Here is a 25,998-nt window from a genome sequence, read left to right as displayed (position 1 = left end):
ATCAACGCAGTAATTGGGCAAATCCGAAACTGTATTGCGCCAGCTTGGGGTTCAGCGCCTTGCTGTAGCGGCGAAAGTCAATGCTGTTGTAACGCTGACCAAAACGCTCTTCAAATTTTTGTACCAAGGCGGGCGTGAACAGGACGAACATCGGGCGCTCCAGCTGCAACCCCTCGTCCGCAAAATCATGGCCATGCTGGTAGTCATACAGCATCACCAGCGCCCAGGCACCGGCCATGAAATGCCCACCGGCCAGGGCTGTCAGGCGGCCGGACTTGACGGCCCCCAGCGCCTCCTTCGAGGTATTCACACCGCTGAACCACATGCTTTGGCCCGGCTGCCCACCACGCTTTTCCAGCGTCTGCATGGCACCAAAAGCGATCTGGTCGCTGCCGGCCCACACCAGCCGGGCCGCTGGATGGCGCGCAAACAGCCAGTCGGCCTGCTCGGCGGCCTTGTCGCGCTTCCAGCTGGAATAGACCATCTGGTCCAGCACGGCGTCGTCCGCTTCTGATAGGGCCTGCAGCAGGCCCTGGTTACGCAATACCGAGCTGGGCGTGGACCGGTCGCCGGCCAGGGCCAGCACATGCAATTTACCGTCGGGGGCCTGGGCCTTGGCGGCACGCCCCTGCTCCAGCAAAGCCTTGGCCGTCAGGTAACCCGCATCCGCCGCGCGCGGCTCCAGCGAACCCAACCACTGCTTGAAGCGCTGGCGCGGCCCGCCCAACAGCGCTTCCTCGGCAGCAGACAGGCGGCTGAAGGCCATGAAGCACCGGATGCCGGAGCCGTCGAACACGCGCAGCAGCTCCGCCCCAGTGGCGTTGTCATTGGAAAACACCACATAGTCCGGCCGCTGGGCCGGGGGCCGCGCTACCAACGCACGCGCCTGCTCCAGCACGCGCAAATGGTCGCGCTCGGCGAACTGGACCTCCAGTTGCAGCCCCAGGCTGGTCGCAGCCTCCTGCATGGCCTGAGCCGCAGCCACCCAATAGGCTTCATCCGACTTGCCTGGATTGAGAAAAGCCACCGACATGGCGCCCGCAGGCCAAGCCATCAGCAAGGCCCAGCACAGGGCCAGGCGCCGGATCAGGGTGAGGCGCTGCACGATAGAACTCCTGGGATCAACACATCCCAGGACGGTACGGCGTTAAACCCGTTCGCGCACCCAGGCTTGTACCGATGCCAGCGCTGCTGGCAGCTTGGCCGGTTCGGTGCCGCCGGCCATGGCCATGTCGGGCTTGCCGCCGCCCTTGCCACCGAGCTGGCTGGCGACAAAGTTGGCCAGTGCGCCGGCCTGCACCTTGTCCACGCTGTCCTTGGTCACACCGACGGCGATCTGCACCTTGTCGCCATCCACAGCGGCCAGCACGATCACGGCGGTTTTCAGCTTGTCCTTGAGCTTGTCCATGGTCTCGCGCAGGGTCTTGGTGTCGGCGCCTTCGAGCTTGGCGGCCAGCAGCTTGATGCCATTGAGATCCACCGCGCTGTTAACCAGCTCGTCGCCCTGGCTGGAAGCCAGCTTGCCCTTGAGCTGGGCGACTTCTTTTTCCAGCGCCTTGATGTTCTCCAAGGCCAGCGTGACGCGGGCTTGCAGCTCGGCCGGCTGCACCTTGAAGCTACCTGCGGCTTGCGTCACGGTGCGCTCCAGGTCTTGCAGGTAGGCCAAGGCGCCCTCGCCGGTCACGGCTTCGATGCGGCGCACGCCAGCGGCCACGCCACCCTCGCCCACCACCTTGAACAGGCCGATGTCGCCGGTGCGCTGCACGTGGGTGCCGCCGCAGAGTTCCTGCGTGCTGCCGATGCTCAGCACGCGCACGATTTCGCCGTACTTTTCACCGAACAGCATCATCGCGCCGGTCTTTTGCGCCGATTCGATGTCCATCAGCTCGGCCTTGGTCGCGGCATTAGCCAGAATTTCAGCATTCACCAGCGCTTCGATCTGCAGGATTTGCGCGTCGGTCACAGGCGCATTGTGCGTGAAGTCGAAGCGGGTGCGCTCGGCATTCACCAGGCTGCCCTTTTGGTGCACATGCGTGCCCAGCACCTCGCGCAAGGCCTTGTGCATCAGGTGGGTGACCGAGTGGTTGCGCTGGGTGGCGGCGCGCAGCGCGGTGTTGACGCTGGCGGTCACCGTGTCGCCCACATTCAAGGTGCCGGATTCCAACGTGCCCTGGTGGCCGAACACATCGGTCTTGATCTTCTGGGTGTCGCCCACCGCGAAGCGGGCCGAGCCGCTGGTGATCAGACCCTCATCGCCGACCTGGCCGCCGCTCTCGGAGTAGAACGGTGTGGTGTCCAACACCACGGTGCCGGTTTGACCTACTTTTAGTGCTGCAACGCTGGAACCATCTGCGTAGAGGGCTACGATTTTTGCAGTAGCTTCGAGCTTCTCGTAACCCACAAAGGCGTTGTCTGCGCCGGTGTATTCCAGGCCCCGGTCCATCTTGAATTTGCCAGCGGCACGGCCCTTGGCTTTTTGCGCTTCCATCGCGGCGGTGAAGCCGGCTTCGTCCACCGACAGGCCGCGCTCGCGGCAGACGTCGGCCGACAAATCGAGCGGAAAACCGTAGGTATCGTGCAGCTTAAAGGCCACGTCGCCGGGCAGCACCTGCACGCCGCCTTCCAGGGCTGCATTGAGGATTTCCATGCCCATGGCCAGTGTCTCAAAGAAGCGCTCTTCCTCGGCCTTCAATACTTCGGCAATGCGCTCCTGCTGCGCCGCCATGGCCGGGTAGGCTGCGCCCATCAGTGCCACCAGGTCAGGCACCAGCTTGTGGAAGAACGGTTGGGTCTGGCCCAGCAGGTAGCCGTGGCGGATGGCGCGACGGATGATGCGGCGCTGCACATAGCCGCGGCCTTCGTTGCCCGGGATCACGCCGTCGCTGACCAGGAAGGAGGTGGCGCGGATGTGGTCGGCGATGACGCGCAGGCTCTTGTGGCCCAGGTCTTGTTCACCGGTTTCACGCGATGCGGCCTTGATCAGTGCATCAAAAATATCGATTTCGTAGTTGCTGTGCACGTGCTGCAGGATCGCAGCCAGGCGCTCCAGGCCCATGCCGGTATCGACGCAGGGGGCAGGAAGCGGCGTGACCGAGCCGTCTTCGGCCATGTTGAACTGCATGAACACGTTGTTCCAGATCTCGATGAAGCGGTCGCCGTCTTCACCGGGGCTGCCTGGGGGGCCGCCTTCGATGTGGTCACCGTGGTCGTAGAAAATTTCAGAGCACGGGCCGCAAGGGCCGGTGTCGGCCATCATCCAGAAGTTGTCGGACTTGTAGCGGCCGCCCTTGTTGTCACCGATGCGGATCACGCGCTCGGGCGGCAGACCGATTTCCTTGGTCCAGATGTCATAGGCTTCGTCGTCTTCTTCGTACACCGTGGCCAGCAGGCGGTCGGCGGGCAGCTTGTAGACCTTGGTCAGCAGCTCCCAGGCCCACTTTAGCGACTCGCGCTTGAAGTAGTCACCGAAACTCCAGTTGCCCAGCATTTCAAAGAAGGTGTGGTGGCGCGCGGTGTAGCCCACGTTTTCCAGATCGTTGTGTTTGCCACCGGCACGCAGGCAGGCCTGCACCGAGGCCGCACGCACATAGGGGCGCTTGTCGGTACCGAGAAACACATCCTTGAACTGCACCATGCCGGAGTTGGTGAACATCAGCGTCGGGTCGTTGCCCGGTACCAGCGAACTGCTGGGTACCACCGTGTGGCCCTTGGATGCAAAGAAGTCGAGGAAAGTCTTGCGGATATCGGCGACGGTGAAAACAGGCTGGGTCATGTCGGTAGTTCTTGGAGCGGTGGTCAATGGAGCCGCATATTATCGCCGCCCCCGGCAGGGAGTCCCCGCGCCGCGTTTTACAAATCCATGGTGGAGAAGCTGGGCAATCGCAAGCCCGTACTCCAAAATGGCGCATCCTCACTTTCCTTCCGCAGACAGGAACTCACACCATGGCTACACCGCGCTTTCCGACCCAGCTTTTGATCAACGGCGCCACCGTCACCGGCGAAGGCCGCGCCGAGAGCGTGCTCAACCCCGCCACCGGCGAAGTGCTGTGCGAAGTGCGTGAAGCCAGTGCCGACCAGCTGCGGCTGGCTGTGGATGCCGCCAGCAATGCCTTCCCCGCCTGGGCCGCACTGACGCCGCGCGACCGCAGTGGCTATCTGCTGCAGATCGCCGACGCCGTCGAGGCCCACGGCGATGAATTTGCCTCGCTGGAATCGCTGAACTGCGGCAAGCCGCTGAGCGCGGCGCGCAATGACGAGATTCCGGCCATCGCCGATGTGTTCCGCTTCTTCGCCGGCGCCCTGCGCAACCTGACCGGCGCACTCGGCGGCGAATACCTGGCAGGCCATACCAGCATGGTGCGGCGCGACCCACTCGGCGTGGTGGCATCCATCGCGCCCTGGAACTACCCGCTAATGATGGCCGCCTGGAAGCTCGGCCCGGCGATCGCCATGGGCAATACCGTGGTGCTCAAACCCTCGGAAAACACCCCGCTGACAACTTTGCGGCTGGGCGAAGTACTGGCCGCCATTTTGCCGCCGGGCGTGGTCAACATCGTCTGCGGCCGCGGCGATACCGTGGGCGCACCGCTGATCCGCGACCCGCGTATCCGCATGGCCTCGCTGACCGGCGATGTCTCCACCGGCAGCAAGATCATGGAAACCGCCGCCCGCGGGATCAAGCGCACGCATCTGGAGCTAGGCGGCAAGGCCCCGGTGATCGTGCTCGATGATGCCGACCTGCCCAGCGTCATCGAAGGCCTGCGCACCTTTGGTTACTACAACGCCGGCCAGGACTGCACGGCCGCCTGCCGCATCTACGCCGGCGAAAAAATTTATGACCGCCTGGTGGCAGATCTGAGCAGCGCCGTCTCCAGCATCAAGGTCGGTACGCAGCAAGAACCCGGCGTAGAAATGGGCCCGCTGATCTCGGCCCGCCAACGCGACCGCGTCGCCGGCTTTGTCGACCGCGCCGCGCAATTGCCGCACGTCGAAGTCACCACCGGCGGCGGCGCCTGGGGCAGCAAAGGCTTCTTTTACCAACCCACCGTGGTGGCCGGCGCACTGCAGGACGATGAAATCGTGCGCAGCGAAGTCTTTGGCCCAGTGGTGTCTGTCACCCGAGTGAAAGACGCCGAGCAGGCCATCGCCTGGGCCAATGATTCCGACTACGGCCTGTCCAGCTCGGTCTGGAGCCGCGATGTAGGTGTGGCGATGCAGGTGGCGTCACACCTGCAATACGGCTGCACCTGGGTCAACACCCATTTCATGCTGGTGTCGGAAATGCCGCACGGCGGCATGAAACACTCTGGCTACGGCAAGGACATGTCGGTCTACGCGCTGGAGGACTACAGCTGCGTGCGCCACGTGATGGTGAAGCACGCCGGCTAGGCTAGCGCCCTATAATCTTGTCATCTCAGCGGGTGTAGTTCAATGGTAGAACGCTAGCTTCCCAAGCTCGATACGTGGGTTCGATTCCCATCACCCGCTCCAGTCGTTGAAGCCACGACGACCGTCACCGGCCCCGCGCCAACCCCACCGACGCGGTGCTGCTCCAGGGAGCCTGCACCATGCGCTTGCCGAAACCGCCCCACCCGTATCTTTCGCCCCTGCTGCCATTGCGCTGGCTTGTGGTGATAGGCATTTGGCTCGGCATCAGTGCCTGCGGAGGTGGTAGCAGCGAAGCCGCGGCACCGGTGGTTGTGCCAAAAATCACCACCTTGAACAGCAGCCTGGCAAGTCCATGGAGCATGGTGTTTTTACCCTCGGGCGAGCTACTGGTATCGCAACGTGGTGGCAGCCTGGTGCGACTCAGCGCCGATTTCAAAAACGCTACGGCCATCAGCGGCATCCTGCCAGTCAACACCAGCGGCCAAGGCGGCTTGTTAGGGCTGGCGCTGGACCCGGATTTTGCGACAACACCCTGGGTGTACTGGAGCTTCTCAGAGCCCGGCAGCGGTAGTGAAGCCGGCTTGACCGGCACCAGCGTGGCGCGCGGACGGCTGGTGGGCAATGCACTGCAGGATGTCACCGTGGTGTTCCGCCAGCAGCCCAAGACCAGTGGAAGCAACCACTACGGATCGCGCCTAGTGTTCGCCCGGGACAAAACCCTGTTTATCACCATGGGGGAACGCCAGCTCGGCAGTCCGGCACAAGACCTGCAGCAAACCCTGGGCAAGGTGGTGCGCATCCAGCGCGACGGCAGCATTCCTGCCGACAACCCGGTGTTTACCCCGCCAGCGCTGCCCGGCATCTGGAGCCTGGGCCACCGCAATGTGCAGGGTGCGGCACTGCATCCAGACACCGGCGAGCTGTGGACCAGCGAGCACGGGCCGCAAGGCGGCGACGAGATCAACATCGACCGCGCCGGTGCCAACTACGGCTGGCCGGTGAAAAGCTATGGCTGCAACTACGGCGACCCCGTGGGCGACGCCTGCCGCATCGGTGGCGGCGTGCACGCACCGACCTATACAGAGCCATTGACCTATTGGGTGCCGACCTCCATCGCCCCCGCGGGCCTACTGTTCTACACCGGCAATCTGATACCGCAATGGAAGGGGAATTTATTCTCCGGCTCGCTCGCCGGCCAGGCGCTGTGGCGCATGACGGTCAGCCCCAGCGCCGTGCTGGCACGTGAAGCATTGCTGACCGATCTGCACGAGCGCATTCGCGACGTGGCGCAAGCACCCGACGGGGCCATCCTGCTGCTCACCGATAGCGGCAAGCTGCTGCGACTGGGCCCTTGAAGCTCAAACTAGCTTAACGCCGGTCTTGGCCTGCAACGCGTCCAGAGTCACGCCAGGCGCCAGCTCCACCACCTTCAAACCGGCAGGTGTCACATCCAGCACCGCCAGGTCGGTGATGATGCGGTCAACCACGCCCACGCCGGTCAGCGGCAGGGTGCAGGCGGGCAGAATCTTCAGGTCTTCGGTTCCATCTTTCTTCTTGGCCACATGCTCCATGAGCACGATGACGCGCTTCACGCCGGCCACCAGGTCCATCGCGCCGCCCATGCCTTTAACCATCTTGCCGGGGATCATCCAGTTGGCCAGATCGCCCTTCTCGCTGACCTGCATGGCCCCCAGAATGCTGAGGTTGATCTTGCCGCCGCGAATCATGGCGAAGCTTTCATGGCTGCCAAAAATCGACGAACCGGGCAGCGTGGTCACGGTTTGCTTACCTGCATTGATCAGATCGGCGTCCACCTGGTCTTCGGTCGGAAACGGGCCTATGCCCAGCATGCCGTTCTCGCTCTGCAACCAGACTTCCTTGTCGGCGGGCACATGGTTGGCCACCAGCGTGGGGATGCCAATACCCAGATTTACGTAAAAGCCGTCTTCCAGCTCCTGGGCCGCACGGGCCGCCATTTGGTCTTGTGTCCAGGCCATGCTTATGCTCCTGCTTTCTCGGTGAGGGTTCTCTTCTCGATGCGCTTCTCGGGGTTCGCATTGAGCACGATGCGGTGCACGTAAATGCCGGGCAGGTGTACCTGGTCGGGCTCCATGCTGCCAGTTTCCACAATCTCTTCCACTTCCACGACGCAGACCTTGCCCGCCATTGCAGCGGCGGGGTTGAAATTGCGTGCAGTCAGGTGGAATTGCAGGTTGCCAGACTTGTCGGCGCGCTGGGCTTTGACCAGGGCCACCTCAGGCACCAAGGCGCGCTCCATGACGTAGGTTTCGCCATCGAATTCGCGCAGCTCTTTGCCCTCGGCCACCAGTGTGCCTACGCCGGTCTTGGTAAAGAAGGCTGGTATGCCCGCGCCGCCGGCACGCAGTTTTTCGGCCAGAGTGCCTTGGGGAGTGAATTCCAGCTGCAGTTCACCAGCCAGGTACTGGCGCTCGAATTCCTTGTTCTCGCCCACATAGCTGGAGATCATTTTCTTGATCTGCCGGGTCTCCAGCAGCTTGCCCAGGCCAAAGCCATCGACACCTGCGTTGTTGGAGATCACCGTCAGGTCTTTCACGCCGCTGTCGCGCAGGGCGTCAATCAGCGCTTCAGGGATGCCGCACAGACCAAAGCCGCCTACCGCCAGCAGTTGGCCGTCCTGGACCACGCCTTGCAGCGCCTGCGCCGCAGAAGGGAAAATTTTGTTCACACAGCTCTCCGGTTAAAAGATCAGCGCATACGATACTACGTATTCATGTACGTAGTTTTTCGTAGAGGGCCCACCTGATGGATGTTGATTACCGTCTGGCATTCGAGCTAGCTCCCGTCGGCCTGGTGGTTTCGCGCAACCGCAGCATCGTGGATTGCAACCAGCATCTGTGCGACATGTTTGGCGCGGAACGCGCGCAGTTGCTGGGGCAGTCGTTTCAGATGCTCTACCCGAGTGCCGCCGAATTCGAGCGTATCGGCGCACGCATTGCCCCGATACTCAACGCCACAGGCCATTACGCCGACGAACGCATCATGCAGCGCGTGGGCGGCCGCTTCAAGGGTGAAGTCTTCTGGTGCCACGTCACAGGCCGCGCCTTTGACCGCAACGCACCGCATGCGGCGGGCATCTGGAGCTTTGAAGACCTGTCTTCACGCCGCCCCGTGCAGGCCGCGCTGACGCCACGCGAACGCGAAGTAGCAGCCCATGTGATCAGCGGGCTCACATCCAAGGAAATCGGCCGCGCACTGGGCATCAGCCACCGCACGGTGGAGCTGTACCGCGCCCGTTTGATGCGCAAATACCAGGCCTCCACTGCCGCAGACCTGACGCACCGGCTGATCGGGGGCTAACGACCAACCCCATAAAAAAAGCCGCACACCGCTTGGCACGGTGTGCGGCCTGGTCATGGCCGGTGGGGCAGCAGATTACTTGCTCTTCTTGAACAGCGTGTAGACGTTGCTCATGGATTCGCGGGTTTCATTGCTCAAGCTGGTGGGCGACACCATCTTGGCCATATTGTCCGCATCCACGAAGATGGTCTTGTCGCTGGCGATTTCAGGCTTGACCTTCTCGATGCTGGCCTTGTTCGCCGTGGGGTAGCTCAGCTCGTTGGTCAGAGACGCAGATACCTCTGGACGCAAGAAGTAGTTCATGAACTCCATCGCGTTGTTGGGGTGCTGCGCATCCTTCGGAATTGCCAGGTTGTCAAAGAAGATCAGACCGCCGTTCTTGGGCAGCAGCACTTCGATGTCATTACCGTTCTTGTTCTCGATGGCGCGCGCCTTGGCGATGTTCAGGTCACCAGCCCAGCCCAGGCCCACGCAGGCCTTGCCGCCCGCCATGTCATCGATCATGGTGCTGGAGAACAAGCGGATGTCCTTGCGCACCTTGGCCAGCATGGCGCCAGCGGCCTTGTGATCGGCCACATCGGCGGAGTACGGGTTCTTGTCCAGGTAGTGCAGTGCTGGTGGAATCACCTCGGTGGGCGAATCCAGGTAGGCAATGCCGCAAGACTTGAGCTTGGAGGTGTAGGTGGGGTTGAACACCAGGTCCCAGACATTGTCAGGCAGCGGGGTGGAGCCCAGTGCCTTGGCGACCTTGCCCTTGTTGATGGCCACCGTGGTGTAGCTCCAGGCCCATGGCACCAGGTGGGCGTTGCCCGCGTCCACGCTGGCCACCTTTTCCATGATGGTCGGGTCCAGATTGGCCAGATTTGGGATCTTGCTCTTGTCCAGCGCCATCAGCAGGCCGCCATCGATTTGCGATTTGGCAAACACGGCGCCCGGCACCACGATGTCAAAGCCGCTATTGCCGGCCACCAGCTTGGCGTGCAGGGCCTCATTATTCTCAAAGGTCTGGTAGTTGACCTTGATGCCGGTTTCTTTCTCGAAGTTGGCCACCATATCGGCCGCGATGTAGTCGGGCCAGTTATAGACGTTCAGCACTTTTTCTTCAGTATTGGCTGGTGCTGGAGCGGGCGCCGAAGCCACCGGAGCCGGTGCGGGCGCAGAGGCCGGTGCCGCAGGCGCCTCTTCTTTTTTGCCGCAGGCGGCCAGGAAAAGGGCTGACAAAGCAATAACCAGTGCTTGCTGTTTCATAGCGTTTAAAACTCCTAAAAGGAACAGATGAAAAAGTGAAACCCCGAAAAAATCAGATTGTATAAAGCAAAACCATCACACATGCAGCAGGAGATGCTCACGTTCCCACGGCGAAATGACCTTCATGAATTCTTCAAACTCGATTTCCTTGATCTCGGTGTAGACGGTGATGAAATCCTCACCCAGGATTTCATGCAGATCGGGCTCGTTGCGTAGCAAGTCCAATGCCTCCCCCAGGCTGCGCGGCAAGGTGAAGGGCGCCAGATATGCATCCCCCTTCATCTCGGACTTGGGTTTGATCTTCTTTTGCATGCCCAGGTAGCCACAGGCCAAGGTCATGGCCATGGCCACATAGGGATTGGCGTCCACACCGATCACACGATTTTCGATCCGCCGCGCCTGTGGCGTGGAAATGGGCGAGCGTATGCCCACGGTGCGGTTGTCGTAGCCCCATTCGGTATTGATGGGCGCCGCCGTGTTGCGCGACAAACGGCGGTAGCTGTTCACATAAGGTGCCACCAGGGCCATGGCCGCAGGCAGATAGCGCTGCAAGCCACCGATGTAATGAAAGAAAGCCTCGGACGGCGAGCCGTCGTCGTTGCTGAAAATATTCCGCCCCGTGGCTTTGCTGACCAGGCTTTGGTGCACGTGCATGGCACTGCCCGGTTCACCCTCGATGGGCTTGGCCATGAAAGTGGCGTACATGTCGTGGCGCAAAGCCACTTCACGCACCGTGCGCTTGAAGAAGAACACCTCGTCCGCCAGGCCCAACGGATGGGCGTGGAAGAAATTAATCTCCATCTGCCCGGCGCCGGCCTCGTGGATCAAGGTGTCAACATTCAGCTCCATCTTTTCGCAGTAGTCGTAGAGCTCCTCGAACAGCGGGTCGAACTCGTTCACCGCGTCGATGCTGTAGGACTGGCGGGAGGTTTCAGCCCGGCCGCTGCGGCCAACCGGCGGGCGCAGGACGGTGTTCGGATCGGTGTTGCGGGCCACCAGATAAAACTCCAGCTCTGGCGCCACCACCGGCTCGAGGTCCAGCGCGGTATAGAGATCGCAGACCCGGCGCAACACACTGCGTGGCGCAAACGGCACCAGCTTGCCGTCGCGGTCATAGCAATCGTGGATCACCTGCGCCGTGGGGTCGGAAGCCCAGGGCACGATACGCACGGTGGACGGGTCGGGCCGCAGGTGCATATCGCGGTCTGTGGGGTTGACCACATCGTAATAAGGGCCCTGGGACGGCAGTTCGCCCGTCACCCCCATCGCCACCACCGCCTCGGGTATGCGCATACCGCGGTCTTCGGTGAACTTTTCGCGGGGCAAGATCTTGCCACGGGCCACCCCCGTCAAATCAGGTACCAGGCACTCCACTTCCGTCACGCGGCGCTGGTTCAGCCAGTGCTCCAGATCGTTGAATGTCATGTTCTCTTTTTTGGCTACCGCCATAAACGAATGCTCCTGTAATTGAATCAAGCAGCGGCCTGCTGCAGTCTATTGCTTTTATTTTTATAGCACCTCGCGCACGCAATATGTGCGCCAGAGGCCTATTTTGCTTAAAAGTGAAACGGCCCAGGCTCACGGGTAGAGGGCATTTATCAACTGGGCCAAGCGCGCACCGGCCTTGGTCAACTGGCGTATTTGCAGCTGCTCCCGGCGCGCGCGGTAGCCCGCCTCATCGTCGAAGCTGGCCTGCCATACCCGGGCACCCTTCTGCAACGTTGCAGGGCTGAAATGCACACCCACAAAAACCTCCCGGCTCGCCGCGAGCGAATCCTGGACCCAGGCATCCACCCAACGCTCCGGCTTGGCCCGACTGACGCGCAGGGCCCGTGCATCCTGCAACATAGCGGGCGGAATACTGCTGGAACGCAAGGTATCCGGAATATCGTCCCACATCGCGTGCAAATTGCTGCTGCCCAGCTCCAGGCTGTTGCCTCCCCGGGTGGCAAACACAGCGTCGGCAGCTACGCCTCCGGCGTCGGGATCTACAGGCTGCGCATCTGCATCCAGATATATGGCACCCACATGCAATGGCTGGTGCAGGTCACCCACAAAATGGGCCAACAACAGCAAGGCTTCTGCGCGGCTGGCGATGCTGAAGGGCGCAGGCACAGGCTTGCCTTGCAGCATGGCAACCGCCGCCCGTATTGCATGCACCAAGTCGTGCCCATTCACCCCTACATAGTCCGCCCGGTAACGGAGATGCTGGTAGGCCACGTCGGTGAAGTGGTAGGTCTTGTGGCAGTCGACGCGCTGGCCGCAAGTATCCCAGTTACGCGCCACGTAGTCCCGCATCGCCCGCACGCCGTCCTGGGTCTCAAAACGTGTGCAAGCAGGTGACGGCCACCGCTCATCTGCTGCATAGGCAAAGCCTTTAGGCCCAAAGGCCACGTTTTTCACGCAATCCGCCCATGGCGCGGCCTGCTCCAGCGACAGGCCCAGATCGGCCTGCAAGCCCGCCCGGGCCCGGGCTGTCAACAATTGGTCGGCTAAGGCGCCGACCACCATATGCCCTTGATGGCCCCATGCCAGGGCCTGTTGCGGCAGGCCGCTTAACAGGGCCAAAACAGCAATGGCCGGGCCAAGCCATCTCTTGTAGTTATGCATACTGGAGTCCAAGTTTCATGACGGCCCAAGGGGCAATGCAGCCATTTACAGCAGCACATAGCGCCACTTGCTGCCCAAAATATTGCCCTCAAAACTAGTATGCATGAACAACTGCATACAAAAAAATTTCAAAGGTTACGTCAAGTTTCAGACCGCTTTGCAAAGCTAGGCTTTCTGCCTTGACTTGACTGCCAAATCCCTCTAACCTGCGCCGGATGCCAAAATGGATACTTGTTCTACTGCTCGCCTGCTCCACCGCCCACGCCGCCCCTCCCCCTCCCAGCAATGAAGAGATAGACAAAATCCTGGCCGACAAAGGCCTGCTGAACCACACCATGGACCAGCTCGAGCAAGTGCGCCAAAGCATGAGCAGCAAGGCCTCCGATTTAGTGGTGAATGCCATGGGTTTCCTGGGAGTTCCTTACAAGCGCGGTGGCAACTCCGCAGAGACCGGTTTTGATTGCAGCGGCTTCGTGCGCGCCATGTACGAACAAACGGTGGGCCTGGTATTGCCACGCCGAGCCAAAGAGCAAGCGGCCGCCACCGACCGCATCGACAAGAGCGAACTGCGTCCAGGCGACCTGGTTTTCTTCAACACCATGAAACGCGCTTTCAGCCACGTCGGCATCTATGTGGGCGATGGCAAGTTCATCCACTCCCCACGCACGGGCTCTCAAGTGCGCGTAGAAGACATGCGTGAAGCCTACTGGCAGCGCCGCTTCGATGGCGCCCGCCGCGTCACACCACAGCCCGAAGCAGAAGCAAAGCCCTGAGCAAAACCCGCGATATCTAACGGTCTTTGGCGTAATACTGCAAACCGATATGCTCCAAATTTTGGAGACTTTCGATGCAACGCAAAACTGCCCAGGATTTCGACCAGGAACTGTTGATACTGTTTGACGCCTACGTACACGGAAACCTGGACCGTCGAGGCTTCCTGGAAAAGGCCCAAAAATTCGCAGTTGGCGGCGTCACAGCCACCATGTTGCTGGGCGCACTCAGCCCCGATTTCGCACTGGGCCAACAAGTCCCCCCCAACGACCCGCGCATCACCACTGAAACGCTGTCAGTTTCTTCCCCCAAGGGCTATGGCACCATCAAAGGCTATTTGGCGCGCCCAGCGAATGCTACCGGCCCGCTGCCAGCCATCTTGGTGGTGCATGAGAACCGCGGCCTGAATCCCCATATCGAAGATATCGCCCGGCGCCTGGCGCTTGATAACTTTGTTGCATTCGCGCCCGACGCATTGACCCCGCTTGGAGGTTACCCCGGTGACGAGCAAAAAGCCGTTGCCCTTTTCAGCCAGCTGGACCAAAGCAAAACGGCGGAGGACTTCATCGCCGCGGCCGAATTCCTCAAATCGCGCCCGGAAGTGCGCGGCAAGATTGGCGTTGTAGGCTTCTGCTACGGCGGCGGCATAGCCCATATGCTGTCTACCCGCTTGCCCGATTTGGGAGCCGCAGTTCCCTTTTACGGCAACCAACCTGCCGCCAGTGCCGCAGCGCAAGTCAAAGCCCCGCTGCTGATGCACTTCGCCGCGGTAGACGAACGTATCAACGCATCCTGGCCCACCTACGAAGCCGCGCTGAAGGCCGCCAGCGTACCCTATACCGCCTACCAGTACCCCGGCACACAGCACGGCTTCAACAACGACACCACGCCCCGCTATGACGCTGCAGCAGCCAAGCTGGCATGGGAGCGGACGCTGGCCTTTTTCAACCAAAACCTGCGCAGCTAAGCCAGCAAAAAGAGCTATTCAAAAAAGGCTCTGGCGCAGGATTTATCTGCGCCAGCAGCTCTCAATTTGAGAGCAACTCACTCTTTGCCCAGCAACCGATCCGCATAGCCCTGCCAGCGCGCATCCGGCCCCAGATCAGCGAACAGCCTGGCACGGGCTAGGCGGGCCATGGCATCCTGCTTGTGGGCGGTAGCGGTCGCCATAGTCGGGTCCAGGCCTGCGTCGCGTACCGTACGGGCGGCCTCAAACATTTCCTCGGCACGGCGCTTGCCATGTTGTGCCACCCGCTGGAAGAAGTAGCTACCTTGCTGCTGCCAGTCGATACCGGGGAAGGTCTCGGCCAACGTGGCCAGCATGTGCTCCTCCACGCCGTAATGGCGGGCTGCGGCATAGCTCTCCATCACCAAGGCCTCCATTCCCTTGACCACCACGCTACGGCACATCTTGATGGCCGAGGCCACGCCAACCTCATCAGACACGGCCTTGGCATCCATGCCCCAGCCGCGTAGGGTCTCGGCCAGCTCCTCGGCCTTGGGGCCACCCAGCAGCATGGGCACACGTATGCCGTAAGGCGGTACCGACGCCATTACCCCCGCATCCACGTAGTGTGCGCCACCGGCAGCCAGCATGCTGGCCGAGCGCTTCTTGGTGCTGGGCGAAACCGAGTTCAGGTCCAGGTAGATGCTGCCTTCGCGGATGCACATGCCGGCGTCTTCCGACACATCCAGCGCGCTCGACGCGGTCACGGCCGACACCACCAGGTCCGCCTGCGCATATAGCTCCTGAAACGAAGCACAGGCCTGCAAGCCAGCCGGCACGGCATCGCGCACGCGGTTGTCACTGAACTGCAAATCCCAGGTGCTGACCGCGCCCACATGGGGGGCCAGGCCGGCCGCAAAAATCTTGCCCACCTCGCCATAGCCGACCACGCCCAGGTGCTTGAATTGCATGGAGTTGCTCCGAAAATCAGGTTTATAAAATAAGACCGCTAGGGTCTGCCGGGCCTGTGTCCGTGCAAGGCTTCGGCCATGCGCCCACTATCCCCCGCCCGCGCGCCATATGCAAGGGCTGAACACCCACTGCGCAGGGTTCAGGATACCGGTGTTGCGACCGCCGATGCGGCCGGCTGCGCAGGCACAGCCGCTGCTGGTGGTACTGGTGCTGCTGGCACGGGTGCCGCAGGTGGCAGTCGCAAGTAGGCAGCAGCGTCCTCGGGAGCCATGCCAAAAGTGAAAGTCGCCGGACTGGCATCGCTGCCGCCCCAGCCATAGGCCTTCAGATCGCTGATGGCAGTGAACGCCATGGAGGTAGGCACACCCGCGCAATGCAACTGCAACACACCGGTGGTGGTCGCGGTATATCGGAAATTGCCCGAACACACCCGTACAGGCGTTTGGGTTGAGGCCATCTGCACCGTGCCCGAGCGGTCCAGCCCCACGGTAGCCGTGCCCTGGTACAGCACGCCATCCACCACCGCCAGGGCGGGAGTGCTGGAGTAAAGAAAGGAAACGGCCTTGTTGCTGACCGTGTCACAGCCGCCCAGCGCCAGGGCAGCCACGAGAGTGCAAAGAACTGCTTTCATCTGCGCATCTTAGGCTGCACAGCTTGGCTGCGGGCCCCGGTAAATCGCGGAAAAGCGGGTGATTTCCGGCACTAACTACCGGTTAGGTTTGGTTCTCAATCGTCGTCTGTAGGCGCCAGGCCAGGGAATAACACCTCGGTATAACCCAGCTGCGTCAAATCGCGCATGCGCGTGGGGTACAGCCGACCTATGAGGTGATCGCACTCGTGCTGCACTACGCGGGCGTGGAAGCCCTCCACCGTACGGTCTATAGGGTCGCCATACTGGTCAAAGCCGGTATAGCGGATCTTGGACCAGCGCGGCACCAGGCCCCGCAGACCGGGCACAGACAGACAGCCCTCCCAATCGTCGTCTTCCACCTCGCCCAGGGCCGTGATCACAGGGTTGATCAGCACCGTAGGCGGCACCAGCGGACGGTCCGGGTAGCGCGGATTGGCCTCGCGCGTGCCGAACACCACCAGCTGCAGGTCCACGCCGATCTGCGGCGCTGCCAGCCCAGCGCCGTTGGCTGCGCGCATGGTGTCCAACATGTCAGAGACCAGCAGATGCAGCTCATCGGTATCGAAATGGGTCACAGGCTGGGCCACGCGCAGCAGGCGCGCGTCGCCCATTTTCAAGATGGCGTGTACGGTCATGGCGTAGCTCCTTCATTCAACAGCGCCAGCATCTGCGCCTCGTCCAATACCGGCACGCCCAAAGCCAGCGCCTTGTCCAGCTTGCTGCCAGCTTCCTCGCCGGCAACCACGTAATGGGTCTTCTTGCTCACCGAGCCGGCCACCTTAGCGCCGGCGGCTTCGAGCAGATCCTTGGCCTGGTCACGGCTCAGCGTGGGGAAGGTGCCGGTCAGCACAAAGGTCTGGCCGGCCAGGGGCTTGGGCACCTGGGCGGCGGGCTCGCCCTCTTCCCAGCGGATGCCGCAAGCGCGCAGTTGCTCGACAACTTCGCGGTTATGCGGCTGGTCGAAGAAGGTGCGGATGGCCAAAGCCACGATAGGGCCGACGTCGGCCACCTCCAGCAGCTGCTCAACGCTGGCATCCATGATGCTGTCGAGCTTGCCGAAGTGCCGGGCCAGCTCCTTGGCCGTGGCCTCGCCGACGTGGCGGATGCCCAAGCCAAACAAAAAGCGCGGCAGGGTCGTGTCCTTGGATTTCTCCAGCGCGGCCAGGATGTTCTTGGCCGATTTGTCGGCCATGCGGTCCAGCTCGGACAAGGCCGTCAGGCCCAGCTTGTACAGGTCGGGCAAGGTGCGGATGATGCCGGCGTCGACCAGCTGCTCGACCAGCTTGTCGCCCAGGCCTTCGATCTCCACCGCGCGGCGGTGGGCGAAATGCAATATCGCCTCCTTGCGCTGCGCCGGGCAGAACAGGCCGCCGCTGCAACGGTGGTTCATCTCGGTCTTCTCGCGCACCACGGCGCTGCCGCAGATCGGGCATTGGCGCGGCATGCGGAAGTTGGGCACGTAGGTTTCACGCGCCTTTTCGACGACTCCGACCACCTCGGGAATCACATCGCCCGCACGCCGCACGATGGCGGTATCGCCCACGCGCACCCGCTTACGGCGCAGTTCAAACAGGTTGTGCAGCGTGGCATTGGTCACCGTCACGCCACCGACGAAAACCGGCGCCAGCCGCGCCACCGGCGTCAGCTTGCCGGTGCGTCCCACCTGCACGTCAATCGCTGTCACCGTGGTTAGCTGTTCCTGTGCCGGGTATTTGTGCGCCACGGCCCAGCGCGGCTCGCGCGACACAAAACCCAGTTGGCGCTGCAAGGCCAGCGCATTCACTTTGTAGACCACGCCGTCGATGTCGTAGGGCAGCTGGTCGCGCGCAGCACCGGTCTGCTGGTGGTACGCTACCAATTCCGTAGCGCCCTGCGCAATCTGTACCTGCGCTGCAACCGGAAATCCCCAAGATTTCAAGGTCTGCAGCATGGCGTAATGGGTGTCGAAGACGGGGCCGCCCTGCTCCATCGGCGTCAGCTCGCCCAGGCCGTAGGCGAAGAACTTCAGCGGGCGCTTTTGGGCAATGCCCGGGTCCAGCTGGCGCACTGCGCCGGCGGCCGCGTTGCGCGGGTTGACAAAGGTTTTCAGGCCGGCTTCACGCTGGCGCTCATTTAACGCATCGAAGTCGTCGCGCCGCATATAGACCTCGCCGCGGACCTCCAGCACGGCCGGCGCATCGCCGTGAAGGCGCAGCGGTATCTGGCGCATGGTGCGGATGTTCTGCGTCACGTCTTCGCCGTACTCGCCGTCGCCGCGCGTGGCGGCCTGCACCAGCGCGCCGTTCACATAGCGCAAGCTCATGGCCAGGCCGTCGAACTTGGGCTCGGCCACGTATTCCACCGGCGCATCGCCCTCGGCCAGGCCCAGTTCCTTGCGGATGCGGGTGTCGAAATTCAGCGCGCCGCTGGGTTCGGTGTCCGTTTCTGTTCGGATGCTCAGCATGGGCACGGCGTGGCGTACCGAGGCGAACTCGGGCAGCGGCTTGCCGCCCACGCGCTGGGTCGGCGAATCGGCCGTCAGCAGCTCGGGGTGCGCCTCTTCCAGCGCCTGCAGTTCGCGGAACACGCGGTCGTACTCGGCGTCCGGCACGGTGGGCGCGTCCATTACGTAATAGCTGTGGCTCCAGGCATTGAGCTGCGCGCGCAATGCTTCTATTTTGATAGCTGCTGGCGCAGGATTTACCTGCGCTGGCGCCCCAAAAAGCTCTAAGTTTTCATCCATGTCGTAAATCCAATGGGCGTCAACACACCGCAGCCAATAAGGCGAGGTGATTTCTTATTCCAGAATACCGCGGAACCGGCTTCGCCGGGCCGCTGGTATTGCCCCCTGCAAGGGGGGAGGAGGCCACACGAAGTGGGCAAGCCTGGGGGTTAGCTAAAAAGCCGTCTCGCCAATGCAGAGCCGGCAGCCAGCTCGCGCGACTCCAGCGTGTCGTAGAGCTTTTCCAACTCGGCGCCGATGCCGTCCAGTGCATCCTGGGGCAAGGGGTAGCCTCGGTCGTCGGTGATGCTGCCGTCCATGGCCTCGGCCAGGGCCTTGGCGGTTTCACGCATGCGCACAAAGGGCTGCTCGGCGCGGTCCACCTGGGGTACGTCCAGGCTCAGCGACACCTCACGCAGGGCCGATTGGTCCGGGTCTTCGGCCAGCGCAGCCTGGGCGTCGAAAGCCAGGCCCAGCACCGGTGGCATGCCCGTTGTGGCCGAGGGCAACACCATACGGCCCGGGATCAGCGAGGGTACAAAACCCAGGCGGGCCGCGTGCTGCTGCACATAGCCGGGGCTCCAGGCCGCGTGCACGGCGCGCAGGGTGAAGCCCAGCTGGGCGTCGTGGTCGTTGGCAAACTGGTCCAGCTCGCGGCCACGGGCCACTTCTTCACGCATCTCGGGGAACTCGGGCAGGCCGTTGACCGCATCGGCAAAGGCCTGGGTCTTCATCACGAACTCGGAAAACTCGATCTCGTTCAGCGCACCCGTGCGGTTGGCCAACTGCACGCCGGTCTGAAACTGGGTGTAGCGCTGGCCGGCGGCGGGGGTTTCCCACTGGCCGCTGGAGGCATTCAGTCCTTCGATGGCAAAGGGTTTGCTGCCCACGCGGCGTGTCGGCGGCATGGCGGCCAAGGCCGCGTCGCCCGACACCGGCTGCTCCACGGCCACCGTGGCCAGGCCGTCTATCAAGGCGTCCATGCCGGGCTTGCGCTCGGGCACGGGTAGCGGCGGCAGCTCGCCCTCGAACGATGGTTCCTGGCGTTGCACACCCTCCTCCGTGTCGGGGAAGGCGCTGGGCGGCGGTGGATCGGGTTGCTTGGGGGCGTTTTTGCGGGCTGTCCAGGTGCTATGTGCGACGACGGCGGCCAGTACCAGGCCGCCCCCCACCGCCAGCCCCAGTTGTAGGGTAGTTGTCATGTCATTTCGGCCATGGAAAGGGCCGACTCCATATCGACCGCCACAATGCGCGAAACGCCCTGCTCCTGCATGGTCACGCCAATCAGTTGCTGGGCCATTTCCATGGCGATCTTGTTGTGGCTGATGAAAAGAAATTGGGTCTCGCGGCTCATGCTGGCCACCAGTTTGGCATAGCGCTCGGTGTTGGCATCGTCCAGCGGCGCGTCCACCTCGTCCAGCAGGCAAAACGGCGCCGGGTTCAGCATGAAGATGGCGAACACCAGGGCAATCGCGGTCAGGGCTTTCTCGCCACCCGACAACAGATGGATAGTCTGGTTCTTCTTGCCGGGCGGCTGCGCCACCACCTGCACGCCGGAATCCAGAATCTCGTCGCCGGTGATGACCAGGCGCGCATTGCCGCCGCCAAACAGCTCGGGAAACATCTTGCCAAAGTGGCCGTTCACGGTGTCGAAGGTGCCGGACAGCAGTTCGCGGGTTTCGCCGTCAATCTTCTTGATGGCGTCTTCCAGCGTGGTCATGGCGTCCACCAGGTCGGCGGTCTGCGCATCCAGGAACTGCTTGCGCTCGCGCGCCACGGTCAGCTCGTCCAGCGCGGCCAGATTCACAGCGCCGAGTGCGGTGATTTCACGGTTCAGCCGGTCGATTTCGCTCTGCATGCCGTGCATGCGTACATCGCCATCGGCAATGGATTTGGCGATCGCCTCAAGATCAGCCTTGGCATCGGTGAGCAGCTGGGTGAATTGCTCCGAGCCCAGGCGCGCGGCCTGCTCTTTCAGCTGGAATTCGGTGATGCGCTGGCGCAGCGGGTCGAGGGCGCGCTCATTCTGCATGCGGGCCTCGTCGGCGGCACGCAGGCGGGCGGTCAGGTCGTCGTACTGGCTACGCTGTGCACCCAGAGCGGCTTCGCGCTCCAGCTTCTGGGCCAGCGCGGTCTGCAGGCCGCCCTGGGCGGCTGCGTCACTGAGGCGGGCCAATTCGTCGTGGGCGCGCTGCTGTTCGTCGGTCAGCGACACGGTTTGCTGCTGCGCCATGTCCACCGCGCGCGCCAGCTCGGCCCGGCGTGCGCCCAGGCTGCGCTGGGCGAAGGTGGCCTCTTGGGCCTGGCGCTCCAAGCTGCGTTGCTGCTCACGGCATTCGTTCAGCTTGCGCTGCACTTCGATGACGCGCTCGTCCAGCTGGGCGTGGCGCTCCTGGCTGTCGGCCAGCTGCATGTCCAGCTCTTCGAAACGGGCCTCGGCGGTGACGCGGCGCTCTTGCAGATCGTCCAGCTGGGCCTCGACCTCGGCCAGGTCGCCGGCCAGCTGCTGGCTGCGCGCGCGGGCCTGCTCGGCCAACTGGCCCAGGCGCAGGGTTTCGACCTGCAGCGCGTGGGCCTGGGTTTGTGCTTCGCTGGCTTCGCGCCGGGCCGTGACCAGGCGCTGCGAGGATTCGTTATAGGCCGCCTCGGCACGCACCAGGGCGTAGCGGGTTTCCTCGTTGATCAGTGTCTGGGCGCGCAGCTGCTTTTCTAAATTTTCAATTTCCTGGGCTCGCGCCAACAGGCCGGCCTGCTCGGAGTCCTGGGCGTAAAAAGACACACTGTGCAGGCTGACGGCGTGGCCGCTTTGCACATAAATCACTTCGCCAGTCTGCAGCTGGCTGCGTTGCTGCAGCGCGTCTTCAAAGCTGGCTGCGGTATAGCAGCCGTGCAGCCAGTCGCCCAGCAAGGCGGCCAGGCCGGCATCGTTCAAACGCAGCAAATCGGCAAGACGGGGCAAGGCGGCAGCAACTGGTGCGGGGCCGGCCGGCGGCGCGCTGTAGAAAGCCAGCTTGGCCGGAGGCACATCTTTGCCGTCCAGGCCCGCAAAGGCACGGACCATGTCCAGCCGGGATACTTCCAGCGCGCCCATGCGCTCGCGCAGTGCGGCTTCCAGGGCGTTTTCCCAGCCTTGCTCGATGTGGAGCTTGCTCCACACGCCTTGCAGCCCTTCCAGGCCGTGGCGGGTCAGCCAGGGTTTTAGCTTGCCGTCGGTCTTGACCTTTTCCTGCAGCGCCTTCAGCGCCTCCAGGCGGGCCGAAATATCGGCCTGGCGAGCAGATTCGGTGTTGACGGCGGTCTGCTTGGTGCGCCGGTCTTCATCCAGCTGGGGCAGGTTTTCCTGCAGCTCCTGCAGGCGCGCGTCGGCGATGGCCGCGGCCTCGGTGGCTTCATCCAGCTGGCCTTGCAGCATCTCCAGACGGGCATCGTCGGGTGCGGCCAGGGATTTCTTGTCGCTCTCCAGGCGCTCACGGCGCTGGTCCAGCTGACGGAACTGTTCTTCGATGCTGCGCTGCTCGGCGGCCAGCACCTGGATCTGCTGCTGCACCTGGACCACGCCTGTGCGCTGCTCGTTAGCAGCACGGGCGGCGCTTTGCAGCGCATCTTCCAGGTCTGGCAACTGGGCGGCCTGCTCTTCCACCTGGGCGGCGAGCAGCTCGGCTTTTTCTTCCGCCTCGATGCCGGTGGCCTCCAGATTTTCAAGTTCGAAATGCGCGTCTTCCTGGCGCGTGGCCCATTGCTGGATTTGTTCTTTCAATGTGGCCAGGCGCAGCTCGACGCGCTGCCGGCCTTCGACCACGAAGCGGATTTCGCCCTCCAACCGGCCGACTTCGGCGCTGGCCTCGTACAGCTTGCCCTGGGCCTGGTTGACCGCATCGCCGGCGTCGTAATGGGCCTGGCGTATGGTTTCCAGCTCGGCCTCGACATGGCGCAGGTCGGCGATGCGCGACTCCAGGTCGTTCACCGCCTGGGCGGCTTCGGCCTTGACCTTGCCCTGGTCAGCCTCGCTCTCGGTCTTCTTCAGGAACCACAGCTGATGCTGCTTCAGCGTGGCGCTGGCGTGCAGGGTGTTGTACTTGTGGGCCACCTCGGCCTGCTTTTCCAGGCGCTCCAGGTTGGCGTTGAGCTCGCGCAAGATGTCTTCCACGCGGGTCAGGTTTTCACGCGTGTCGCTCAGGCGGTTCTCGGTCTCGCGGCGGCGCTCCTTGTATTTGGAGACGCCGGCGGCTTCTTCGAGGAACAGGCGCAGCTCTTCTGGCCGCGACTCGATGATGCGGCTGATGGTGCCCTGGCCGATGATGGCGTAGGCACGCGGGCCCAGGCCGGTGCCCAGGAACACGTCTTGCACGTCGCGCCGGCGCACCGGCTGGTTGTTGATGTAGTAGCTGCTATTGCCTTCACGGGTCAGCACGCGCTTGACGGCGATCTCGGCAAACTGGCCCCACTGGCCGCCGGCACGGTGGTCGTTGTTCTCGAACACCAGCTCCACGCTGGAGCGGCTGGCCGGCTTGCGCGTGGTCGTGCCGTTGAAGATCACGTCCTGCATGGACTCGCCGCGCAGCTCGCTGGCCTTGCTTTCGCCCAGCACCCAGCGCACCGCGTCCATGATGTTGGACTTGCCGCAGCCGTTCGGCCCCACCACGCCAACCAGTTGGCCCGGCAGATGGAAGGTGGTGGGTTCGGCAAAGGACTTGAAGCCCGCGAGCTTGATGGATTGGAGGCGCACCGAAGTCTGGTTGTTATAGCGAGTGGGTTGGTCTGCAAGGCATTTGTATACGCCATAAGCGCCACAAAAGCAGAATCGAGTTTACCCGAGCCCCCGGGCGTATCCCAGATCAACTGCTACCAATTGCTACCAATTCAATAGCTTACAGCGCAGACAGAATCTGCGGTAGACCCGTATTTCTTTCACAAGCCCTGCCGCATCGTGCCGCAAGCAAGGGCTTTATGGTGCAATTATCCAATCTTCCGTAAAATTATGTTTTACGAAATAATTAATCCATAAAACCCATGGCCGACCTCTTCACCTACCGCCGCACCGCCCTGGCGGCCAGCTACTGCGACGCGCTGGAGGGCCGTGGCATCCTGGACGCCACCTCCGGTCTGTTCCTGGCGGCACCCCGGCGCACTGGTAAATCCACCTTTTTGCGCGAAGACATGGTGCCCGAGATGCGCAAGCGCGGCTGGGAGACGCTGTACGTAGACCTGTGGTCCGACCGCAGCCGCGACCCGGCCGAACTCATCATCTCCGTGGTGCGCGAAGCCCTGGCCCGCTTTGATGGCGTGGTGCTCAAGGCCGCCAAGGGCGTGGGGCTGGACAAGCTGAATGTGCTGGGGGCTCTGAGTCTGGACCTGAACAAGATCGGCCAGACCGGCGGCGCCACGCTGGCCGACGCGCTGGAGCGGCTGCACCTGAAATGCGGCAAACCCCTGGTGCTGCTGGTGGACGAAGCCCAGCATGCCCTGTCCACCCCCGCCGGCACCCAGGCCATGTTCGCGCTCAAAGCCGCGCGTGATCGCCTCAACCAAGGCACGCCCGAGCGCGGCCTGTACCTGGTGATGACCGGCTCCAACCGCGACAAGCTGACGCACCTGGTGTTACGCAAGAGCGAGCCCTTCTATGGCGCCGGCGTAACCCGCTTCCCGCTGCTGGACCGGGGCTTTGTAGAGGCTTACGCCGCCTGGCTGAAACCCCAGTTTGCCGACGGCAAAGCCTTCAGCGCCGATACGCTGGAGCGTGCCTTTGACCTGCTGGGCCGCCGACCCGAGATGCTGAAACGCGTGGTCGGCGAAGCCGTGGCCGACTGGGGTGGCGCCGAGGCGCTGGACGCACTGATTGAACGCAACGCCCAGCAGCTGCAAAGCCGCGCCTGGCAAGAGTTTGCCTCGGCCTATAACAGCCTGCCTGGTGCGCAAAAGGCCGTGCTCGACGCCATCGCCCGCCTGGCCCCCGACTACACCCCGTTCGCCGAAACCGCGCTGGCCGCCTACCAAGCCGTGCTGGGCAAAGCCTTGAACAACTCAGCCATCCAGGGCGCGCTGGACGCGCTGCGCGACAAAGAGTTGATCTGGCGTGCCGGCCGCGGCGACTACGCCTTCGAAGACGACGGCCTGCGCGCCTGGTACCTGCAGCAGCATCCACAGCCGCCGCAGATAACCGACTGAAGCTTGCTATCAAGTCAATAGCTTCCAGCGCAGGTATTACCTGCGCTGGAAGCTATTTTTATATGCAATAGGAACAGGTCTTATGCGCTCCAATTATTCGCATATCGTATGTTGATATCGTTCTATAGCTGCATACACATCTAAACCTAAGATTCCGCTCCAAGGCCACCGCTTGCCGTGGCCGCAAACTATCAGGAGCTGGAAGCATGCGATTCGCACAAAAACTATGGACGGCCGCCGTGGGCGCGCTGGTATTGGGCACCGCCCTCACAGCCACAGCGGCCGACAAAAAAGTAGTGGTGGGCTACCAGACGGACGCCCTGCCCTCGTCGGTCGGCATTGCCAATGGCGACTACGCCAAGACCACGGGTTTTGAGATCGACTTCCGTCGCTTCAACTCCGGTGCCGACATCTTTGCCGCCATTGCATCGGGCGATGTACAGATTGGCTACGTGGGCTCCAGCCCCTACGCTGCCGCCACCTCGCGCGGCCTGGACGTGAAGGCCTTCTACGTGGCCTCCATCTCCGGCATCGATGAGGCCCTGGTGGTGCGCAACGGCTCCGGCATCAACAGCCTGGCCGACCTGAAGGGCAAGAAGCTGGCTGCAGCCCCCGTCTCCACCGACCACTACCAGCTGCTGGCGCTGCTGAAAACCCAGGGACTGACGGAGAAAGACGTGCAGGTTTTCGCCATTCCCCAGCCCGACATCGTGGCCGCCTTCAACCGGGGCGATATCGACGGCGGCTTTGTCTGGGACCCGGCGCTGACCGAACTGAAGAAGAATGGCAAAGTGCTGGTGACCTCCAAGGATGTGGCCGACAAAGGCGCGCCGACCTTCTCCGCCTGGGTGGCCACCGCAGCCTTCGCCAAGGAGCACCCCGAGTTCCTGAAGTCGTTCTCCAGCGTGGTGGACAAATACACCACCTCTTTCACCAACAACAAGGCCGCATGGACAGCGGATAGCGAGAACACCAAGCTGCTGGCCAAGCTGCTCGGCGGCACCCCGGCCGACCAGGCCGCTGCGCTGCAAAACCTGTCGTTGCTGAGCCTGAACACCCAGGCCTCCGATGCCTGGCTGGGCGGCGGCGAGAAGTCTGGCGTGGCCCGCATCCTGAAGGAAACCTCGGTGTTCCTGAAAGAGCAAAAGAAGATCCCCGAGGTATTACCCAGCTACGCAGCGTTTGTGACGCCCGCTGCCGTGGTAGCCCTGAAGAAATAAGCGCATC

Annotated in this window: 20 protein-coding genes and 1 tRNA gene; 8 read left to right on the top strand and 13 right to left on the bottom strand. The window is 62.7% G+C overall.

Features of this window, described 5'->3' with window-relative positions:
• Window position 1: 1 nt before the first annotated feature.
• The gene (locus AC07VY_RS06635) at window positions 2-1,105 is read right to left on the bottom strand and encodes an ABC transporter substrate-binding protein (RefSeq protein ID WP_495096790.1); all 1,104 of its coding nucleotides are present in this window, start codon (window positions 1,103-1,105) and stop codon (window positions 2-4) included.
• Between the two features lie 42 nt (window positions 1,106-1,147).
• Window positions 1,148-3,772, bottom strand: coding sequence for an alanine--tRNA ligase (alaS, locus tag AC07VY_RS06630; protein WP_495096791.1), 2,625 nt, complete (start codon window positions 3,770-3,772; stop codon window positions 1,148-1,150).
• Window positions 3,773-3,942: 170 nt separating this feature from the next.
• Here alaS and AC07VY_RS06625 point away from each other — a divergent pair, with 170 nt between their 5' ends.
• The 3 genes from AC07VY_RS06625 to AC07VY_RS06615 all read left to right on the top strand — a co-directional run bounded on the left by AC07VY_RS06625 (window position 3,943) and on the right by AC07VY_RS06615 (window position 6,743).
• Window positions 3,943-5,388: a gamma-aminobutyraldehyde dehydrogenase gene (locus tag AC07VY_RS06625; protein ID WP_495096792.1), complete on the top strand. Its 1,446-nt coding sequence runs from the start codon at window positions 3,943-3,945 to the stop codon at window positions 5,386-5,388.
• A gap of 28 nt (window positions 5,389-5,416) precedes the next feature.
• Window positions 5,417-5,490: transfer RNA gene (locus AC07VY_RS06620), tRNA-Gly, on the top strand.
• Between the two features lie 77 nt (window positions 5,491-5,567).
• Window positions 5,568-6,743 carry a PQQ-dependent sugar dehydrogenase gene (locus AC07VY_RS06615; protein ID WP_495096793.1) on the top strand — a complete coding sequence of 392 codons (1,176 nt, stop codon included), beginning with the start codon at window positions 5,568-5,570 and terminating at the stop codon, window positions 6,741-6,743.
• A gap of 3 nt (window positions 6,744-6,746) precedes the next feature.
• Here the strand turns inward: AC07VY_RS06615 and AC07VY_RS06610 are convergent, their stop codons facing one another.
• Together AC07VY_RS06610 and AC07VY_RS06605 are read right to left on the bottom strand one after the other, a co-directional pair.
• Window positions 6,747-7,385, bottom strand: a complete 639-nt coding sequence (locus tag AC07VY_RS06610) for a CoA transferase subunit B (RefSeq protein ID WP_495096794.1) — start codon at window positions 7,383-7,385, stop codon at window positions 6,747-6,749.
• Between the two features lie 2 nt (window positions 7,386-7,387).
• On the bottom strand, window positions 7,388-8,095 hold the full coding sequence (locus AC07VY_RS06605) for a CoA transferase subunit A (RefSeq protein WP_495076168.1): 708 nt from the start codon (window positions 8,093-8,095) through the stop codon (window positions 7,388-7,390).
• A gap of 77 nt (window positions 8,096-8,172) precedes the next feature.
• Here AC07VY_RS06605 and AC07VY_RS06600 point away from each other — a divergent pair, with 77 nt between their 5' ends.
• Window positions 8,173-8,727, top strand: a complete 555-nt coding sequence (locus tag AC07VY_RS06600) for a LuxR C-terminal-related transcriptional regulator (RefSeq protein ID WP_495076169.1) — start codon at window positions 8,173-8,175, stop codon at window positions 8,725-8,727.
• 75 nt (window positions 8,728-8,802) lie between these two features.
• On the opposite strand, the gene AC07VY_RS06595 is transcribed toward AC07VY_RS06600, so the two are convergent.
• The 3 genes from AC07VY_RS06595 to AC07VY_RS06585 form a co-directional block, all read right to left on the bottom strand.
• Window positions 8,803-9,975, bottom strand: coding sequence for an extracellular solute-binding protein (locus tag AC07VY_RS06595; protein ID WP_495096795.1), 1,173 nt, complete (start codon window positions 9,973-9,975; stop codon window positions 8,803-8,805).
• Window positions 9,976-10,050: 75 nt separating this feature from the next.
• The gene (locus AC07VY_RS06590; protein WP_495076171.1) at window positions 10,051-11,400 is read right to left on the bottom strand and encodes a glutamine synthetase family protein; all 1,350 of its coding nucleotides are present in this window, start codon (window positions 11,398-11,400) and stop codon (window positions 10,051-10,053) included.
• Window positions 11,401-11,553: 153 nt separating this feature from the next.
• Complete coding sequence (locus AC07VY_RS06585; RefSeq protein ID WP_495096796.1) at window positions 11,554-12,543, bottom strand: S1/P1 nuclease; 990 nt, start codon at window positions 12,541-12,543, stop codon at window positions 11,554-11,556.
• Window positions 12,544-12,800: 257 nt separating this feature from the next.
• Here AC07VY_RS06585 and AC07VY_RS06580 point away from each other — a divergent pair, with 257 nt between their 5' ends.
• A complete protein-coding gene (locus AC07VY_RS06580) occupies window positions 12,801-13,358 on the top strand; it encodes a C40 family peptidase (protein WP_495076173.1) in 558 nt (185 codons plus the stop codon).
• Between the two features lie 74 nt (window positions 13,359-13,432).
• A complete protein-coding gene (locus tag AC07VY_RS06575; RefSeq protein WP_495096797.1) occupies window positions 13,433-14,323 on the top strand; it encodes a dienelactone hydrolase family protein in 891 nt (296 codons plus the stop codon).
• A 77-nt stretch (window positions 14,324-14,400) separates the two neighbouring features.
• Here AC07VY_RS06575 and AC07VY_RS06570 read toward each other — a convergent pair whose 3' ends face one another.
• The 6 genes from AC07VY_RS06570 to smc all read right to left on the bottom strand — a co-directional run bounded on the left by AC07VY_RS06570 (window position 14,401) and on the right by smc (window position 23,332).
• Entirely contained in the window at window positions 14,401-15,273 is an 873-nt protein-coding gene (locus AC07VY_RS06570; protein ID WP_495096798.1) for an NAD(P)-dependent oxidoreductase, read from the bottom strand.
• A 140-nt stretch (window positions 15,274-15,413) separates the two neighbouring features.
• Window positions 15,414-15,905 carry a hypothetical protein gene (locus tag AC07VY_RS06565; protein WP_495096799.1) on the bottom strand — a complete coding sequence of 164 codons (492 nt, stop codon included), beginning with the start codon at window positions 15,903-15,905 and terminating at the stop codon, window positions 15,414-15,416.
• A gap of 95 nt (window positions 15,906-16,000) precedes the next feature.
• Window positions 16,001-16,540 carry a peptide deformylase gene (gene def, locus AC07VY_RS06560; protein WP_495096800.1) on the bottom strand — a complete coding sequence of 180 codons (540 nt, stop codon included), beginning with the start codon at window positions 16,538-16,540 and terminating at the stop codon, window positions 16,001-16,003.
• Window positions 16,537-18,627, bottom strand: coding sequence for an NAD-dependent DNA ligase LigA (gene ligA, locus AC07VY_RS06555; protein WP_495096801.1), 2,091 nt, complete (start codon window positions 18,625-18,627; stop codon window positions 16,537-16,539). Before ligA ends, def begins: the two co-directional genes overlap by 4 nt.
• A gap of 149 nt (window positions 18,628-18,776) precedes the next feature.
• Window positions 18,777-19,808 carry a cell division protein ZipA C-terminal FtsZ-binding domain-containing protein gene (locus AC07VY_RS06550; RefSeq protein ID WP_495096802.1) on the bottom strand — a complete coding sequence of 344 codons (1,032 nt, stop codon included), beginning with the start codon at window positions 19,806-19,808 and terminating at the stop codon, window positions 18,777-18,779.
• Entirely contained in the window at window positions 19,805-23,332 is a 3,528-nt protein-coding gene (smc, locus tag AC07VY_RS06545) for a chromosome segregation protein SMC (protein WP_495096803.1), read from the bottom strand. The genes AC07VY_RS06550 and smc overlap by 4 nt, the downstream gene beginning before the upstream one ends.
• Before the next feature lie 284 nt (window positions 23,333-23,616).
• On the opposite strand from smc, the gene AC07VY_RS06540 reads away from it, so the two are divergent.
• Together AC07VY_RS06540 and tauA are read left to right on the top strand one after the other, a co-directional pair.
• Window positions 23,617-24,771 (top strand): hypothetical protein, encoded by a 1,155-nt coding sequence (locus AC07VY_RS06540; RefSeq protein ID WP_495096804.1) that lies wholly within the window; start codon window positions 23,617-23,619, stop codon window positions 24,769-24,771.
• A 206-nt stretch (window positions 24,772-24,977) separates the two neighbouring features.
• Window positions 24,978-25,991, top strand: coding sequence for a taurine ABC transporter substrate-binding protein (gene tauA, locus AC07VY_RS06535; RefSeq protein ID WP_495096805.1), 1,014 nt, complete (start codon window positions 24,978-24,980; stop codon window positions 25,989-25,991).
• Window positions 25,992-25,998 lie beyond the last annotated feature (7 nt).

The organism is Rhodoferax sp. GW821-FHT02C08 (assembly GCF_059421805.1).
This window is presented reverse-complemented; position numbering and strand designations above follow the sequence as displayed.

Excerpts from the sequence above, each read along its gene's own strand:
- alaS (WP_495096791.1), bottom strand. The coding sequence starts at position 3,772 with ATGACCCAGCCTGTTTTCACCGTCGCCGATATCCGCAAGACTTTCCTC.
- AC07VY_RS06625 (WP_495096792.1), top strand. The coding sequence starts at position 3,943 with ATGGCTACACCGCGCTTTCCGACCCAGCTTTTGATCAACGGCGCCACC.
- AC07VY_RS06615 (WP_495096793.1), top strand. The coding sequence starts at position 5,568 with ATGCGCTTGCCGAAACCGCCCCACCCGTATCTTTCGCCCCTGCTGCCA.
- AC07VY_RS06610 (WP_495096794.1), bottom strand. The coding sequence starts at position 7,385 with ATGGCCTGGACACAAGACCAAATGGCGGCCCGTGCGGCCCAGGAGCTG.
- AC07VY_RS06600 (WP_495076169.1), top strand. The coding sequence starts at position 8,173 with ATGGATGTTGATTACCGTCTGGCATTCGAGCTAGCTCCCGTCGGCCTG.
- AC07VY_RS06595 (WP_495096795.1), bottom strand. The coding sequence starts at position 9,975 with ATGAAACAGCAAGCACTGGTTATTGCTTTGTCAGCCCTTTTCCTGGCC.
- AC07VY_RS06590 (WP_495076171.1), bottom strand. The coding sequence starts at position 11,400 with ATGACATTCAACGATCTGGAGCACTGGCTGAACCAGCGCCGCGTGACG.
- AC07VY_RS06580 (WP_495076173.1), top strand. The coding sequence starts at position 12,801 with ATGCCAAAATGGATACTTGTTCTACTGCTCGCCTGCTCCACCGCCCAC.
- AC07VY_RS06575 (WP_495096797.1), top strand. The coding sequence starts at position 13,433 with ATGCAACGCAAAACTGCCCAGGATTTCGACCAGGAACTGTTGATACTG.
- AC07VY_RS06570 (WP_495096798.1), bottom strand. The coding sequence starts at position 15,273 with ATGCAATTCAAGCACCTGGGCGTGGTCGGCTATGGCGAGGTGGGCAAG.
- AC07VY_RS06565 (WP_495096799.1), bottom strand. The coding sequence starts at position 15,905 with ATGAAAGCAGTTCTTTGCACTCTCGTGGCTGCCCTGGCGCTGGGCGGC.
- def (WP_495096800.1), bottom strand. The coding sequence starts at position 16,540 with ATGACCGTACACGCCATCTTGAAAATGGGCGACGCGCGCCTGCTGCGC.
- ligA (WP_495096801.1), bottom strand. The coding sequence starts at position 18,627 with ATGGATGAAAACTTAGAGCTTTTTGGGGCGCCAGCGCAGGTAAATCCT.
- AC07VY_RS06550 (WP_495096802.1), bottom strand. The coding sequence starts at position 19,808 with ATGACAACTACCCTACAACTGGGGCTGGCGGTGGGGGGCGGCCTGGTA.
- AC07VY_RS06540 (WP_495096804.1), top strand. The coding sequence starts at position 23,617 with ATGGCCGACCTCTTCACCTACCGCCGCACCGCCCTGGCGGCCAGCTAC.
- tauA (WP_495096805.1), top strand. The coding sequence starts at position 24,978 with ATGCGATTCGCACAAAAACTATGGACGGCCGCCGTGGGCGCGCTGGTA.